The sequence below is a fragment of the Phyllobacterium sp. genome, assembly GCF_037994405.1.
In the GTDB taxonomy this organism is placed as follows: Bacteria; Pseudomonadota; Alphaproteobacteria; order Rhizobiales; family Rhizobiaceae; genus Phyllobacterium.
This window is the reverse complement of sequence record NZ_JBBNAN010000491.1, coordinates 1-15,817: the sequence shown is the minus strand read 5'-3', so window position 1 is coordinate 15,817 and position 15,817 is coordinate 1. Positions and strand designations below refer to the sequence as shown.

16 protein-coding genes are annotated in these 15,817 nt (G+C 57.4%); 8 read left to right on the top strand and 8 right to left on the bottom strand.

Annotated elements, in window-relative coordinates; translation table 11 throughout:
* Positions 1–232: 232 nt before the first annotated feature.
* On the bottom strand, positions 233–397 hold the full coding sequence (locus tag AAAC48_RS27175) for a hypothetical protein (protein ID WP_340657181.1): 165 nt from the start codon (positions 395–397) through the stop codon (positions 233–235).
* Positions 398–623: 226 nt separating this feature from the next.
* A complete protein-coding gene (locus tag AAAC48_RS27170) occupies positions 624–1,304 on the bottom strand; it encodes an HAD family hydrolase (protein ID WP_340657180.1) in 681 nt (226 codons plus the stop codon).
* Between the two features lie 104 nt (positions 1,305–1,408).
* Here AAAC48_RS27170 and AAAC48_RS27165 point away from each other — a divergent pair, with 104 nt between their 5' ends.
* The gene (locus AAAC48_RS27165) at positions 1,409–1,951 is read left to right on the top strand and encodes a DUF1003 domain-containing protein (protein WP_340657179.1); all 543 of its coding nucleotides are present in this window, start codon (positions 1,409–1,411) and stop codon (positions 1,949–1,951) included.
* A gap of 271 nt (positions 1,952–2,222) precedes the next feature.
* Here AAAC48_RS27165 and AAAC48_RS27160 read toward each other — a convergent pair whose 3' ends face one another.
* Positions 2,223–2,681, bottom strand: coding sequence for an Lrp/AsnC family transcriptional regulator (locus tag AAAC48_RS27160; RefSeq protein WP_340657178.1), 459 nt, complete (start codon positions 2,679–2,681; stop codon positions 2,223–2,225).
* Positions 2,682–2,853: 172 nt separating this feature from the next.
* Here AAAC48_RS27160 and AAAC48_RS27155 point away from each other — a divergent pair, with 172 nt between their 5' ends.
* Positions 2,854–3,594, top strand: coding sequence for an AzlC family ABC transporter permease (locus AAAC48_RS27155; RefSeq protein WP_340657177.1), 741 nt, complete (start codon positions 2,854–2,856; stop codon positions 3,592–3,594).
* On the top strand, positions 3,591–3,890 hold the full coding sequence (locus tag AAAC48_RS27150; RefSeq protein WP_340657176.1) for an AzlD family protein: 300 nt from the start codon (positions 3,591–3,593) through the stop codon (positions 3,888–3,890). The genes AAAC48_RS27155 and AAAC48_RS27150 overlap by 4 nt, the downstream gene beginning before the upstream one ends.
* 9 nt (positions 3,891–3,899) lie before the next feature.
* On the opposite strand, the gene AAAC48_RS27145 is transcribed toward AAAC48_RS27150, so the two are convergent.
* Complete coding sequence (locus tag AAAC48_RS27145) at positions 3,900–4,349, bottom strand: GatB/YqeY domain-containing protein (protein WP_340657175.1); 450 nt, start codon at positions 4,347–4,349, stop codon at positions 3,900–3,902.
* Between the two features lie 295 nt (positions 4,350–4,644).
* On the opposite strand from AAAC48_RS27145, the gene carA reads away from it, so the two are divergent.
* Entirely contained in the window at positions 4,645–5,880 is a 1,236-nt protein-coding gene (carA, locus tag AAAC48_RS27140; RefSeq protein WP_340657182.1) for a glutamine-hydrolyzing carbamoyl-phosphate synthase small subunit, read from the top strand.
* A 16-nt stretch (positions 5,881–5,896) separates the two neighbouring features.
* Here the strand turns inward: carA and AAAC48_RS27135 are convergent, their stop codons facing one another.
* Entirely contained in the window at positions 5,897–6,817 is a 921-nt protein-coding gene (locus tag AAAC48_RS27135; protein ID WP_340657174.1) for an aldo/keto reductase, read from the bottom strand.
* A gap of 171 nt (positions 6,818–6,988) precedes the next feature.
* Here AAAC48_RS27135 and AAAC48_RS27130 point away from each other — a divergent pair, with 171 nt between their 5' ends.
* Both AAAC48_RS27130 and AAAC48_RS27125 read left to right on the top strand, forming a co-directional pair.
* The gene (locus AAAC48_RS27130) at positions 6,989–7,462 is read left to right on the top strand and encodes a nuclear transport factor 2 family protein (RefSeq protein WP_340657173.1); all 474 of its coding nucleotides are present in this window, start codon (positions 6,989–6,991) and stop codon (positions 7,460–7,462) included.
* Between the two features lie 3 nt (positions 7,463–7,465).
* Positions 7,466–8,023, top strand: coding sequence for a TetR/AcrR family transcriptional regulator (locus tag AAAC48_RS27125; protein ID WP_340657172.1), 558 nt, complete (start codon positions 7,466–7,468; stop codon positions 8,021–8,023).
* A 33-nt stretch (positions 8,024–8,056) separates the two neighbouring features.
* On the opposite strand, the gene AAAC48_RS27120 is transcribed toward AAAC48_RS27125, so the two are convergent.
* Together AAAC48_RS27120 and AAAC48_RS27115 are read right to left on the bottom strand one after the other, a co-directional pair.
* Positions 8,057–9,328 (bottom strand): TCR/Tet family MFS transporter, encoded by a 1,272-nt coding sequence (locus AAAC48_RS27120; protein ID WP_340657171.1) that lies wholly within the window; start codon positions 9,326–9,328, stop codon positions 8,057–8,059.
* A 171-nt stretch (positions 9,329–9,499) separates the two neighbouring features.
* Entirely contained in the window at positions 9,500–9,964 is a 465-nt protein-coding gene (locus tag AAAC48_RS27115; protein WP_340657170.1) for an Lrp/AsnC family transcriptional regulator, read from the bottom strand.
* A 145-nt stretch (positions 9,965–10,109) separates the two neighbouring features.
* Here AAAC48_RS27115 and AAAC48_RS27110 point away from each other — a divergent pair, with 145 nt between their 5' ends.
* The gene (locus AAAC48_RS27110) at positions 10,110–10,832 is read left to right on the top strand and encodes an aspartate/glutamate racemase family protein (protein WP_340657169.1); all 723 of its coding nucleotides are present in this window, start codon (positions 10,110–10,112) and stop codon (positions 10,830–10,832) included.
* A 185-nt stretch (positions 10,833–11,017) separates the two neighbouring features.
* Here AAAC48_RS27110 and AAAC48_RS27105 read toward each other — a convergent pair whose 3' ends face one another.
* Complete coding sequence (locus tag AAAC48_RS27105; RefSeq protein ID WP_340657168.1) at positions 11,018–11,956, bottom strand: neutral zinc metallopeptidase; 939 nt, start codon at positions 11,954–11,956, stop codon at positions 11,018–11,020.
* Between the two features lie 337 nt (positions 11,957–12,293).
* On the opposite strand from AAAC48_RS27105, the gene carB reads away from it, so the two are divergent.
* The gene (gene carB, locus AAAC48_RS27100; protein WP_340657167.1) at positions 12,294–15,779 is read left to right on the top strand and encodes a carbamoyl-phosphate synthase large subunit; all 3,486 of its coding nucleotides are present in this window, start codon (positions 12,294–12,296) and stop codon (positions 15,777–15,779) included.
* The last annotated feature ends 38 nt before the right edge of the window (positions 15,780–15,817 follow it).

The following is a 15,817-nucleotide window of genomic DNA, read 5'->3' as shown; positions in this document are numbered from 1 at the left end:
GACCCGTAGCCTGGAAACAAGTTCCATTCACCTCGACACCATTCGCGACCTGAAGCAGGTCAATTCACTGCTCGCAGCCATGGCTTATCCTGTGCTCGAAGAACAGGGTCTCCTGAACACTACGCGCTTGCGCTCGTTGCACAGCTGATCGTTTTGATTTTCGCAAAAGTGGAGCCCCGGCGCAGAACGCCTGGCCCTACCATGCTTGATCGCATCGGCAGCAGTCAATTATTCAATAATCGCGATGGATATGCGTATTGGATCCAATGAATGCGCCCATGGCGGTGCCAATCAGCAGACCAAGAAGCACATTTCCCATCATCGCCCCGCCAACGCCCGCACCAACAGACAGCCCTGCCAATATCCCGATAAGGGTAGACCAACGGTGATCTTTCATTTTCTCGCCTCCGTTATTTCAAAATAAACGCGGAGGCACCGTTGAAGTTCCAAGACGTTGATGCCGACCAACATCTTTCGATCGATAATATTATTCAATTGATCGTGAACACACGCCAAAGCGCGCACCAAGAACAAAGGCACGTATTCAACCCGCCAATCGCGAAAAATGGCGAATATTATTCGCTCCGAAGACGCGTTGAGAAAAGTTTAAGTAAAGGTGGGTATCACGGCTTTGCCACTTGCTGGAGCAGCGCCAGCCGCCCATCATGATCAATTCCGACGTCGAGGTTTTCGTAATCGGGTATGGTAGCATGCGCTGTTTCAATCGGATGCTTGTGTGTCGCTGTAATCACAATCACGTCTGCACCTGCCGCATCACCCGCAAGAATGCCTGGGACCGCATCCTCGAATACGAGGCAATCGGCAATGCCTATACCAAGCTTTCGCGCGGCCAGAAGATAGCAATCGGGGTTGGGCTTGCCGATAGCCACATCTTCGGCCGTCACGAGGCAGTCCGGAACGGGTAGCCCGGCTGCGCCGAGACGGCGTATCGCCAGATCGAGCGGCGATGATGTGACGATCGCCCATTGCGCGCGCGGCAGGCGGCTCAAGAACGCAAGTGCACCCGGAAGCGGCGCAATACCTTCAACATCGTCTATCTCGGCCCGCGTGATTTTTGCGGCTTCCTCTTCCGGGTTGACGCCTGGCAAGCCGATCCGTCGGATCGTATCGATTGCACGCGCACCGTGCATCGTCGGCAGGAAGGTTTTAACGTCCAGACCATGACGTTCCGCCCAACGCGCCCATACGCGTTCTGCCGCGAGGGTCGAATTGATAAGCGTCCCGTCCATATCGAACAGAAATGCGGAATAACTCTTTTCAAATACGGACGATGTCGTTGACACTTGCCCTTCCTCTCTAACGCACTGTTTCTGCCGGTGCGCGACTATCTATGCTATTCCTTTGGGCAAATTCCAGCCTATCGAACAGAGACCCAAAGAGAAGGGAAATGAAATCGATGCCAAATGTCGAGGAAGTGAAAAAAGGCCTTTGGGATGCCGAACGCAAGCTGCTCAATCATTTGCGCGAGGTCAGGCGACAGGCACGTACCCAGAAACCTGCCGACCGCGAACAACTGACGCCCGGGCAAAAAATCGCCGACAAGGTAGCCGCCACGATGGGGTCATGGTCGTTCATCATCATACAGACGACAATCCTGTTCGTCTGGATCGTGTTGAATGTGACCGCCTATGTGCGCGAGTGGGATCCCTACCCGTTCATTCTTCTCAATCTTGCCCTGTCATTCCAGGCCGCCTATGCAGCGCCGTTCATCATGATGAGCCAGAACCGCCAGCAGGACATCGACCGCAAGGAGGCGGAGAACGACTACCGCATCAATATCAAGGCAGAACTGGAGATCGAGCTGCTCCACGAGAAAATCGAGCTTCTGCATCAGAAGATCGACCAGCTGCGTGAGAAGGAAGTGGCGTCGCTTGCGGAGACTGTTCAGGAACTGGCGGATCCGAAATGGCCCCCGGAAAAGACTGACTGATCCTCGAAAACAAAAAAGGACCGCTGCGGGAGGAGGTGCAGCGGTCCTGATTGTAAATGTACCGTGGGAGGAGGTGCAGTACATTCGATTGTTGGGGTATCTGGGAGGAGAAGAACCCAACAACCTTAGAATAGCGCAGCCCAAAAATATGGCAACTTGCAAAATTGCATAATGGCTATGCAATTTGTCGCATTGACCGAATATCCGGTGCGGCCACCAAAGTCTGGAGCACCCGACTCATCAGAATGAGCAATCCACCTCATCCGCTTATTTAGAGCGGCAATTCCGACGTCTGCTTTATCGTCTGGCTTGGAACGTCTGTCTTGACGTTCTGCACGCCTTTTATGCGGCTCAAATGTTCTGACTGGAAACGGCGATAATCGTCAATATCCGCTGCAACGATACGTACCATAGCATCGCAGTCCCCAAGCATCAGATAGCACTCCATCACCTGAGGCAGCTTTGCCACCTCGGTTGCGAAGTGCTCTATCGTGTCCTCGTCCTGCGCCTTAAGCCAGATGCGAGTAAAGAATGTGAGCCCCTTCCCGATCTTGGCCGGGTTGAGTACCGCGACGTAGCGGTCAATCACGCCGGCATCCTCCAAGAGTTTTACACGCCTTAGACAGGGTGACGCTGAAAGCCCCACCTCCTTGGCCAGCTCATTATTGGGTATCCGGCCGTCACGCTGGAGCGCCCGCAGGATACGCTTGTCAATATCATCCAGATTCATTGGCGCAAAATTCCAGCAAATATCCGATTTATGATTTTCAATGCCAATCTTTGCCAAAATACAAGAATATTCGCAACCAAATTGCGAACCAATTTGCCTATCTTGCGCTTCGACATCATCGACATCCGACGGATCGGAAGGAGGCGGCCGCAAGGCGCGCCAAGGGAAAATTATGAGCACGACACAAGCTTACCTGCCGCAACAAGCAGGAGAAAAGTCCAGTCCCGAGTTCTGGCGCGGAATTGTGTCCTGCACGCCAGTCCTTCTTGGCATCATACCTTATGCGCTTGTGCTCGGTGCTCAGGCCGCTCAGAAGGGACTCAGCGTCGTTGAGGTGCCGCTCATGACGGGGCTGAACTTTGCCGGCGGTTCAGAATTCGCCGCGATTCAGCTATGGTCTTCTCCCCCGCACATCCTGCTCATCGTCGCCATTACCTTTCTGGTAAACAGTCGCCATCTGCTCATGGGAGCTGCCCTCGCGCCATTCCTGCGCCAGCTGCCCAAACGCAAAGCACTGCCGGCCCTCTTCTTCATGTGCGACGAGAGTTGGGCGCTCGGACTCGCAGATGGTAAAAAGCGGGCTTCGGTGGGGATGAATCCGGCATTCAGCTTGCCCTACTATTTGGGAGCCGCACTCCCCTTCTATCTCACGTGGGTAATCTTCACGACCCTTGGTGCGGTGTTTGGCCCAGTGCTCGGCAACGTGGAGGCTTATGGCTTCGACATGGCGTTTCCGGCTGTATTCCTGGTGCTGCTCCGGGGCATGTGGAAAGGTATAGCTCGTGCGCGCCCCTGGCTTGTAAGCCTTGTCGTTGCAGCATTCACCTATCTGTTCGTTCCAGGCGCTTGGTATGTCGCTGCAGGCGCGCTCTCCGGGCTCGTGGCGGCTTATTTCCTGTCATGTGATGCATGATTGATACAGCCAGCCTCCTCACTATCGTTTTGATGGCAACCGTCACCTATCTCACGCGAATTGGCGGGTATGTGGTGCTGCGCAACCGCACACTCAGCCCGCGCGCGACGGCTGTCATGGAAGCCGCGCCGGGATGTGTCCTGATTTCGGTGATCGCACCGGACTTCGTTTCCGACAATCCGGCCGACCTCCTTGCCCTTGCGATCACGTTCCTCGTGGCAACGCGCCTCTCGATGCTGCCGACCGTACTGATCGGAATCGCTTCAGCGGGTCTCCTTCGGCATTTGGTCGGGTAGCACTGTATTCTACTGCAACATCTCTTTCACAATGCTGCTCGCCTTGCTGAAATCCATCTGGCCGGCATATCGTTCCTTGAGCGCATTCATGCTCTTGCCCATGTCGCGCAGCCCGCTTGCACCGATCTCGTCGATGACCTGCTTGGCCACCTGGCGAATCTCGTCGTCACTCAACTGCGTCGGCATGAAATCACGAATGATTTCGATTTCCGCGCGTTCCTGCTCGGCGAGTTCCCGCCGGTTGCCCTCCTCGTAGAGCTTTGCCGACTCCTCGCGCTGCTTAATCATCTTGGCAAGAATCGAGCCGATTTCATCATTCGTTGCAGGTTCCTTACCCGTACCACGATTGAGAATATCGCGATCCTTGATTGCAGCCATGATCAGGCGCAGCGTCGGAACGCGTCGCTTGTCCTGTGCCTTGATGGCTGTGTTCAGTGCCCCGGCGATTGTGTCGCGCATGACTATGCTCTCCTGCTTTTGGCGCACACTAACGGTGACCCCAGGCGAAATCAAACATCGTGACATGCCGCTTTGGCATGATTGCGCGAAGAGTTTTTGTGTCGCAATTGACCGGAGGTGCGGCTTTGTTTATGGACTGGGTCTTAGCCAGACATTTTCGTTGTTGCTGCGGTGGGGATCTATCGACCATCGCGTTCAGCCATGCCATGTGGAGTACCGATCGGCAATTTTCAATGCCTGGCGCACGACGACGACACAAGCTCACGCTTAAGGAAACCGCATGACCGCCACGACAATGACAGACGCCGGTACCAAGCCAAGCCCGAAGACCGCAAGCTGGACGGAATTCAAGCCAACAGCGGTGCTTGTGCTAGCCGATGGGACGGTCATCGAAGGCAAGGGCCTTGGCGCAACGGGCATCTGCGAAGCCGAGGTCTGCTTCAACACCGCCCTCACTGGCTATGAAGAAATCCTCACCGACCCTTCCTATGCCGGCCAGATCGTCACCTTCACATTCCCGCATATCGGCAATGTCGGCACCAACAGCGAAGACATCGAGGACCTGACCCCGACCAATCGCGCCGGCGCGGTTGGCGCGATCTTCAAGGCCGACATCACCGCACCGTCGAGCTACCGTGCCGCCGACCATCTAGACCATTGGCTCAAGGCACGCGGCGTTATCGCCCTTGCTGGGGTCGATACGCGTGCCTTGACTGTCTTCATCCGCGAAAAGGGCATGCCCAACGCCGTGATCGCCCATGATCCGGACGGCAAGTTCGACATTCCTGCACTTAAGGCGCGTGCCGCTGCCTGGCACGGCCTGCTCGATCTCGATCTCGCCAAGGACGTGACATCCGGGCAGAGTTCGGTCTGGACCGAAAAGCCCTGGGTCTGGAACGAAGGCTTTGCCGAGCAGTCGGCACCGGAATTCCACGTGGTCGCCATCGACTACGGCATCAAGCGCAACATCCTGCGGCTTATTGCTGGTCTAGGCGCGAAAGTGACCATTCTTCCGGCTTCGGCGACTGCCGAAGACGTCCTTGCCTACAAGCCGGATGGCATCTTCCTGTCCAACGGCCCCGGCGATCCGGCAGCGACCGGCAAATATGCGGTTCCGGCCATCAAGGAACTGATCAAGACCGATATTCCGGTCTTCGGCATCTGCCTCGGCCATCAGATGCTGGCGCTGGCACTTGGCGGCGATACCAGGAAGATGCACCAGGGCCATCACGGCGCCAATCATCCGGTGCGCGACGATACAACCGGCAAGGTTGAAATCGTATCGATGAACCACGGTTTTGCTGTAAATGCCGAATCGTTCCCCGACGGCGTCGAGGAAACCCACGTCTCGCTGTTCGACGGCAGCAATTGCGGCCTGAGGGTAGTCGGACGTCCGGTGTTCTCTGTGCAGCACCACCCGGAAGCATCACCCGGCCCGCAGGACTCGCATTATCTCTTCCGCCGGTTCTTCAATCTGATCCGCGAAAGGAAAGGACTGGAGCCCCTGCCCGAGCGCGATCACGCCGCCTAGGACATCAACAACCTGATCACGGAACATCCTGGCCGGTGCTGGCCTTCAGGATAGCAAACCATTGCTGGCGGTCGAGTTCGAGCGCGAGCGCCGCCGCCATCGCGGCCAGGCGCTCGCGCTTCAGGCTGCCGAGGACGGGGATCGGCCGCACCGGATGGCGCAACAGCCACGCAATGGCAATCGCCGAGATATCCGCCCCGCCAGTTTCATCCGCGACCGCTTTCAAGGCTTCGCGTACCCGCTTCTCCTGTGGGCCATCGCCAGTGAAAAGACGGCCTCCGCTGAGTGGTGACCAGATCATTGGCGCATAGCGCAGGCGCTGCGCATGATCGAGACTGCCATCGAACAGCGAATGCGTATTGACGACAGACACCTCGATCTGGTTAGTCACAAGCGGAAAAGGCAGCCGCGAGGCAAGCAGGTCGAATTGTGAAGGCGAAAAGTTGGAAACCCCGACAGCCCGCACCTTCCCAGCGTTCACAACACCCTCTAGTCCCCTCGCAGTCTCATCCGCGTCCATCAGTGGGTCAGGTCGATGGATCAGCAGCACGTCGATGTAATCGGTGTGCAGGTTCTTGAGCGAACGATCGACAGACGCTTTGATGTGTGCGGCACTGGTATCGTAATGCTTGATGCGATTATCCGGACGCGCATCCGATTTTAGCATGATGTCGCATTTGGTAATCAGCTCGATTGCCTCGCGCTTGCCGCCCCAGTGCTTCAGCCCCGCGCCGAAGACTTCCTCGACACCGTAATCCCCATAGATGTCGGCATGATCGAAACTGGTCATGCCAAGGTCGATCGCATCATTGATCAGGCGCGCCACACTGGTCGCATCAGGCTTTTCCGGCCCGCTCAATAGTCGCCATGCGCCGAGGACGAGACGCGACAGGCTGAGACCTTCGGCATTGAGTATAATACGTTTTTCACAGGACATCGGGATTTCACCTCAGCTGGTCCCGCCTGCTTAACGCAAAGGCTCAGCTGTGAAAATGGCGCGCAGACCATGGCAGCTAAAAGTTTCATCCCCGCCTCTTGACACAACCTTCATCCAATTGTACCAATCGCCACAGACTTTACCGATCAGTACACAATAAGGAGAATTGAGATGTCAGAACAACGCCCGCCATTGCCGCCATTTTCCCGGGAAACCGCGATCCAGAAGGTCCGCAGTGCAGAAGATGGCTGGAACAGTCGCGATCCAGAACGGGTTTCCCTCGCCTATACGGTTGACAGCTATTGGCGGAACCGCTCGACATTTGTGCAGGAGCGTGAGGCCATCATCGCCTTCCTGGCCGGCAAGTGGGACCGGGAATTGGACTATCGCCTGATCAAGGAGCTTTGGGCGTTCACTGATCACCGCATCGCTGTCCGTTTCGCCTATGAATATCATGACGATTCCGGCAACTGGTTCCGTGCTTACGGCAATGAAAACTGGGAATTTGATGAAAACGGCCTGATGCAAAAGCGCTTTGCCTGCATCAATGATTTGCCTATCAAGGAATCGGAACGCAAATTCTTCTGGGACCGCTCGGGCCCACGCCCAGTCGATCATCCTGGCCTGTCAGATTTGGGATTGTAATCTATGGCAAAAACCGTTGCCGAACGTTCGGACGTCATTCCCGTCCTCGCCGAGATCTTCCGCGAATGCGGCTTCGAGGGCGCGAGCCTGTCGATCATCGGCGAAAAGACCGGGCTTGGCAAAGGCAGCCTCTATCACTTCTTTCCCGGTGGGAAAGAAGAAATGGCGGCAGCCGTCCTTAACGAAATCGACACATGGTTCGAGGATCATATCTATCGTCCGTTGCGCGAGGTCGAAAACCCGCGCGCGGCGATCAGCGAGATGTGCCACGCCGTGACCGATTATTTCCATTCCGGCCGGCGCATCTGCCTTGTCGGTGCCTTTGCCCTCGATAATGTCCGCGATCGCTTTACCGACCAGATCAGGGACTATTTTGCCGACTGGAACTCCGCCCTTGCCGCAGCGTTGCAAACAGCCGGGCACAACGAAACTGAGGCTTCCGCTCTCGCCGAGGAGGCGGTCATCAGCATTCAAGGCGGGCTCGTGCTCGCCCGTGCACTTGGCGATCCGTCATTGTTTAAACGGGCGATGAAGAAGGCCGAGGAGCGTCTCCTCGCCTGATAGGCACCCGAGCCGTTCCGGGCAGTCCAATTGTTATCCCGCCTCGTTTTGAGCCAGAGCACCCGCAACGAGCGCCTCGTCCTTGGCCAGCAATGGCTTTTCGACCCGCACCACGAACGCAATGAGGCCAATCAGCACGAAAACCCCGCCGAGCACATAAGGCGCACCACTGAAAGTGATGGAGGCGCCGGGCGCCGTGAAGATCGCGAAAATCTGCGTGAAGATCAGCGGCCCGATAATGTTGGTGATGCTGAACAGGCTGGTCAGCGCCCCCTGCAACTCGCCCTGCTCCGACGCCGGGACCTTGGCTGACGCAATACTGCGCATGGCAGGGTCGGCCACGCCTTCGAGGCAGGTGGCGACGATCACGACATAGACCAGCCATCCCTGCCAGGCACTGGCATAGCCGAAGAAACCAAGCATGGCGAAGGTAAGGCCAATGACGGCGGTGCGCCATTCGCCAAACCTGGAAACGATACGGGGCAGGATGAGACCCATCACGATCGCGCTGCAGAGACCATAGATACCGAGCGACATGCCGATATCGCTTTCGCTCCAGCCATAGCGGTAGCTGCCGACATAGGCCCAAACCGCAGGATAGGACATGTGACCGAGCGTCAGCATGAAGAAGACTAGTCCGATCCACAGAATGCCCTTGTGGTTACGCATCTGTTTAAAGGCGCCGAGCGGATTGGAACGCTTCCATTCGAATGTCCGCCGATCTTTCGCGCTGAGGGTTTCCGGCAAAAGGAAATATGCGACCACAAAGTTCAGAAATGAAATCAGCGCCGCGCCGAAAAACGGCACGCGCGGGCCAAACTCACCGAGGAAGCCGCCAATGATCGGTCCGAGAATGAAGCCGACGCCGAATGCAATGCCAAGCAGGCCGAAATTCCTGGCCCGGTTCTCGTCCGTACTGACATCGGCAATATAGGCGGAGGCGGTCGAATAACTGCCGCCGCTGATGCCGGCCAGGATTCGGCCAATCAGCAGGATGGCGAAATTTGGCGCAAGCGCGCAAATCAGATTGTCGATTGCGAAGGTAATGACCGATGTCAGCAAAACCGGACGGCGGCCGAAGCGATCGCTGAGATTTCCGATCAACGGCGCGAAAACAAACTGCATTCCGGCATAGGCGAAAAGCAGCCAGCCACCGTAAATTGCGGCGTGCCCTACATCCGTGCCGGTCAGTTCCTCAAGATATTCTGGGAGGACCGGAACGATGATTCCGATGCCGATAATATCCAGCAACAGAATCATGAAGACGAGAGTAAGGCCGCGTTTGGCCAGGATCGGGTCAATCATCGGAAAACTCGCAAGTGGCGTTTACGTCCGCGATTGACGCGGAAAATCGCTATATTCGCTTCGCAGGCGCGAAACAATACGTGAACATGATCAGGAAATCCGACATTCCGCCACCGAAAAGTGACTTTTGGGCAAAATCCTCCTGACACATCCTGTCAGTTAAAGCAGAAATTAACGGACATAATGGGTTGGTAACGCCGTCGTCGCTTTCAGAGTCTCCATCGACACCGAAGCCGATATGTCGAAGAATTCGACCTTTTCGACAAGCGTCTTGTAGATACCGTCATAGGCTTCAACCCGCGGCAGGACCAGCTTCAGGATATAGTCGAACGTTCCGGTCATGCGATGCACCTCGACGATCTCCGGAATGTCGCTGATCGCCTTGCGAAACTGCTCGAGCCAGTCCGCCGAATGACGGGCTGTGCGCACGATCACGAACATCGTGGTCGGCAGTCCCATGAGCGGCCGGTCGAGCAAGACAACCCGTCTGGCGATAAAGCCGTCTTCTTCGAGACGCTGGATTCGCCGCGAACAAGCTGAAATCGAAAGATTGACCCGATCAGCCAGATCGGAGACGGCGAGCGAAGCATTCGCCTGCAGCAGATCCAGAATCTTGCGGTCACGGTCGTCGAGCATTTGACCTCGAATGCAAATTTAAAGCGTGCATTGTACACAATACGCCCATCTTTTGCATAGGCACAAGTAATGTTCACAAACTTTGCGAACTCTTCGCGCGCAATCAGACTTATCATCCTCGCAGTGAAAAACAGGGAAATTCGCAATGCGCACCATTGGAATGATCGGCGGCATGAGCTGGGAAAGCACCGCGGTCTATTATCGCCAGATCAACGAGAACGTCCGTACACGCCTTGGCGGGCTCGCCTCGGCCAAGATTGCCATGCAATCGCTGGATTTCGCTGAAGTCGTCGCCCTGCAGAAGAGCGATCGCTGGGAGGAAGCCGCAGCTCTTCTATCCGACGCAGCGAAACGCCTTGAAGGCGCCGGCGCGGATTGCGTCCTGATCTGCACCAATACGATGCACCTTGTTGCCGGCGCGGTTGCCGCCTCGGTCAGTGTTCCCCTCATCGATATCAGGCATGAGACCGGCCGCACCCTCGCTGCAGCCGGCAAGAAGCGCCCGCTGCTGCTGGCAACCCGTTACACGATGGAACACGGCTTTTATGCCGACTATATGCGTGCTGAGTTCGATATCGAGGTTCTCGTTCCCAACGAGATTGATCGCGCCAAGGTTCACTCGGTGATTTTCGATGAACTCTGCTGCGGCATCGTCAAGGAAGATTCCCGCCACGCGTTGGAAAAGATCATCCAGCGTGGCAAGGATGCCGGCGCCGATTGTGTCATTCTCGGCTGCACGGAAATCTGCCTGTCCGTGACCGACGACAACGTCGCCCTGCCGGTCTTCGACTCGACGACCATCCATTCACGTGCGGCTGTCGCCCATGCCCTGGGCATGGATTTCACAAGCGAACAGAACGCCGGTTGATACATTCGAAGTTTATCTCCCCCTTGTGGGGGGAATGGATTTTCTCGGGGTTTAGCCCTTGCTAGACCCTTGGAAAATCCAAGGCAGGGGATACTTCGCGGTAGCAAATCCTCTCTCTTGTGATTTCTAGCACTAGCAAGAGCTAAGATGCTGAAAATGCTTTCTCCCAAAAGGGGAGAGATCTCCTAGATCTTTCCACTGAACGTATCGCAACTCTCCAGCTTGCCGCTGTCGAAGCCGCGCTTGAACCAGGTGGCGCGCTGAGCTGACGTGCCGTGATTGAAGCTCTCCGGCACGACATAGCCCTGCATCTTGCGCTGCAGCGTATCGTCGCCGATCTGCTGGGCTGCATTGAGCGCCTCTTCCAGATCGCCCTGCTCCAGGATGCCCTTCTGCTGGGTGAAATGACCCCAGATACCGGCAAAGCAATCGGCCTGGAGCTCGACGCGCACTGACATGGCGTTCGAATCGGCTTCACTCATGTTCTGCCGCATCTGGTTGAACTTCGGCAGCACGCCGATCAGATTCTGTACGTGATGGCCAACTTCGTGTGCAAGCACATACGCCTGGGCAAAATCACCGGATGCACCGAATTTCTTGTCGAGCTCGTCATAGAAGCTCAGGTCGATGTAAAGCTTCTTGTCACCGGGGCAGTAGAACGGCCCGGATGCGGCGCTGGCAAAGCCGCAGGCCGAACGGACCTGCCCGCTGAATAGCACCATCGTCGGCGCCGGATAGGTCTTGCCCTCGGCCTGGAAAATGCCGCTCCAGACGTCCTCGGTCTCGGCAAGGACGGTACGCACGAACTGCGTCATCTCATCATTGCTCTTGACCGACGTATCACCGGGAGCCGTCTGGCTCTGACCCGGCAGCAATTGACCGTCACCACCACCGGAATCGACGAGGATCTGCATCGGATCGATATTCGTGCAGAATTTCAGGAAGAGAAAAATCGCCGCGAGGATGATGATGCCGGAGAAACCGCCGCCCCGCGCCGTGCGTATGCCGGACCCACCCGGAAGCCGGAAGCCGCCGCCGCGGCCAATGCCGCCGGGAAAACCGCCGCTGTCTTCGCCGCGTTGATCCTCAACATTGTCACTCTGTCTGCGGCCCTGCCAACGCATTTCCCGTCTCCTGATCCCACACCGGTCTTAACCGCCGGTACGCTGTATTTGTCGTAGTATAGTGCGATATTTGTTTCACGCACGCTGCTATTTTCAACGCGCGGCTGCATTCGATACGTAATCAATTTTCGTGACTGATTAATGCACGGCGAAGCCAAGCCGCCGATACAATGAAAACTGCGGCGAAAAAGCGTGAAATTGCGCGTTTTTGGGGTTACGCAATGCGATTGCTTTGCCTATAAGGCAGCCTTAGCCTCGCATTTGGAATTATGTGTCTGCCCGTACGGTCAAAACCGTGCGGTTTTTTGTGCAGCACGCAGTTGACAGGAACGCACCCATGCCAAAACGCACCGACATCAAATCTATTCTGATCATCGGCGCCGGGCCGATCATCATCGGTCAGGCATGCGAGTTCGATTATTCCGGTACGCAAGCGTGTAAAGCGCTCAAGGAAGAGGGTTATCGCGTCATCCTCGTCAATTCCAATCCGGCAACGATCATGACCGACCCGGAACTGGCGGACGCAACCTATATCGAGCCAATCACCCCTGAGGTCGTTGCCAAGATCATCGCCAAGGAACGTCCTGACGCGCTGCTGCCGACCATGGGCGGCCAGACCGCGCTGAACACCGCCCTGTCGCTGCGCCGCATGGGTGTCCTCGATCGCTACAATGTCGAGATGATTGGCGCCAATGCGGAAGCCATCGACAAGGCCGAAGACCGCGCCCTCTTCCGCGAAGCCATGGCCAAGATCGGCCTTGAGACTCCCCGATCGATGCTGGCCAATGCCACCGAGGTCAAGGACCTCGACCGCAGGTTGCATAAAGAACAGCGCGAGGCCGTGAAGGCCAAGTATTCCGGAGCCGAACTCGACGCCGCTCTGGACAAGCTGGAAACCGAGTGGCAGCTCGGCGAAGGCGACCGCAAACAGCGTTATGTCGCCCACGCACTTGGCATGGCGGGTGCAGCGCTCGACCATGTTGGCCTGCCGGCGATCATTCGCCCATCCTTCACGATGGGCGGCACCGGCGGCGGCATTGCCTACAACCGCGCGGAATTCTACGAGATCATCGGCAGCGGCCTCGACGCTTCGCCAACAACCGAAGTGCTGATCGAGGAGTCCGTCCTCGGCTGGAAGGAATATGAGATGGAAGTCGTCCGCGACAAGGCGGACAATTGCATCATCATCTGCTCGATCGAGAACGTCGACCCGATGGGCGTCCACACCGGCGACTCGATCACCGTCGCACCGGCCTTGACCCTGACCGACAAGGAATACCAGATCATGCGCAACGCCTCGATCGCGGTATTGCGCGAGATCGGCGTCGAAACCGGCGGCTCGAACGTGCAGTTCGCGGTCAATCCGGAAAATGGCCGGCTGATCGTCATCGAAATGAACCCGCGCGTATCGCGTTCCTCGGCGCTGGCGTCGAAGGCCACCGGCTTCCCGATTGCCAAGGTCGCGGCAAAACTCGCTATCGGTTACACGCTGGACGAACTCGAAAACGACATCACCGGCGGTGCGACGCCGGCCTCGTTCGAGCCTTCCATCGACTATGTCGTCACCAAGATCCCGCGCTTTGCCTTCGAGAAGTTCCCGGGTGCAGAACCGACGCTGACCACTGCGATGAAGTCGGTCGGTGAAGTCATGGCCATCGGCCGTACCTTCAAGGAGTCGCTGCAGAAGGCCCTGCGCGGTCTCGAAACCGGCCTCACCGGCCTCGACGAAATCGCCATTCCGGGTCTTGGCGAAGGCAGTGACAACAATGCCATCCGCGCTGCCATCGGCGTGCCTACCCCGGACCGCCTGCGCATGGTTGGCCAGGCGCTGCGCCTCGGCCTCTCCGTCGAGGAAGTGCACGAAGGCTGCAAGATCGATCCCTGGTTCCTCGAGCAGATGGCCGAGATCATCGCCACGGAAGAGCGGGTGCGCGAGCACGGCCTGCCGCAGGATGCGCAAAACCTGCGTATGCTCAAGGGCATGGGCTTCTCCGATGCCCGCCTTGCCAGCCTGGCCAAGGTCGAAGCCAGCGAGGTCACCAAGCTGCGCAACAAGCTCGACATCCATCCGGTCTTCAAGCGCATCGACACCTGCGCCGCCGAATTCGCCTCGCCAACGGCTTACATGTATTCGACCTATGAGGTGCCGTTTGCAGGTGCCCTCGCCTCCGAAGCTCAGGTCTCGGACCGCAAGAAGGTCGTCATTCTCGGCGGCGGCCCGAACCGTATCGGCCAGGGCATCGAGTTCGATTATTGCTGCTGCCATGCCGCCTTCGCCCTGCGCGAAGCGGGCTATGAAGCGATCATGATCAACTGCAATCCCGAAACAGTCTCCACCGACTACGATACGTCGGACCGGCTTTATTTCGAGCCTCTGACGGCAGAAGATGTTCTGGAAATCCTCCGCACCGAACAGACCGCCGGGACCCTGCATGGCGTGATCGTTCAATTTGGCGGCCAGACACCGCTGAAGCTCGCCGATGCGCTGGAAAAGGCCGGCATACCAATCCTCGGCACGTCGCCCGATGCAATCGACCTTGCCGAAGACCGCGACCGGTTCCAGAAGCTCCTGATCAAGCTCGACCTGACCCAGCCGAAAAACGGTATCGCCTATTCAGTCGAGCAGGCACGCACCATTGCCGGCGAACTCGGCTTTCCGCTTGTCGTGCGCCCGTCCTACGTTCTCGGTGGCCGTGCCATGCAGATCATCCACGATGAACGTGGCCTGCAGAGCTACCTGCTCGACACGGTTCCGGAACTCGTACCCGAGGATATCAAGCAGAAATATCCGAACGACAAGACCGGCCAAATCAACACGCTGCTTGGCAAGAACCCGCTGCTCTTCGACCGTTATCTGACCGAGGCGACCGAGGTCGACGTGGATTGCCTGTGCGACGGCAAGGACACCTGGATCTCCGGCATCATGGAGCACATCGAAGAAGCTGGTATCCATTCGGGCGACAGCGCCTGCTCGCTGCCCGTGCATTCGCTCTCGGCTGAAACTGTGTCCGAGCTCGAAAAGCAGACTGCCGCACTTGCCAAATCGCTCAACGTGGTCGGCCTCATGAACGTGCAGTACGCGATCAAGGACGCCACCATCTACGTGCTTGAAGTCAATCCGCGCGCCTCGCGAACCGTGCCGTTCGTTGCCAAGACGATTGGCAAACCCATCGCCAAGGTCGCCGCCCGTATCATGGCCGGTGAAACGCTAGATGGTGCGCTTGGCAATTATGGCGGCAAGCCTTCGACGACGGGACGTCAGCACATTGCTGTAAAAGAGGCGGTATTCCCCTTCGCGCGCTTCCCCGGTGTCGACACGCTGCTTGGACCGGAAATGCGCTCGACCGGCGAGGTCATGGGCCTCGATTATGACTACGCGCTGGCCTTCGCAAAGTCGCAGCTTGGTGCAGGTGTAGATCTGCCGCGCGATGGTACGCTCTTCGTGTCTGTCCGCGATGAAGACAAGCCGGGCATTCTCCCGTCGGTAAAGCAACTTGCAGGTCTGGGCTTCAAGATTCTGGCGACGGGCGGCACTGCCCGCTTCCTTGGCGAAAATGGTGTCGAGGCGCAGAAGATCAACAAGGTCCAGGAGGGCCGTCCGCATGTCGAGGACGCGATCCGCAACCGGCAAGTGCAGTTGGTGTTCAATACCACCGACAGCGCCAAAGCGATCTCGGATTCAAAGTCATTGCGCCGTGCGACCCTGATGCAGAAGGTACCCTATTATACGACCCTCTCCGGTGCGGACGCCGTGGCCGAAGCCATTGCTGCGCTGAAAGCTGGATCGCTGGAGGTCAGACCGCTGCAGGATTATTTCGTCTGATTGCCTCGTCCTGGCTGAACTTCAGGCAAGTTGAATCG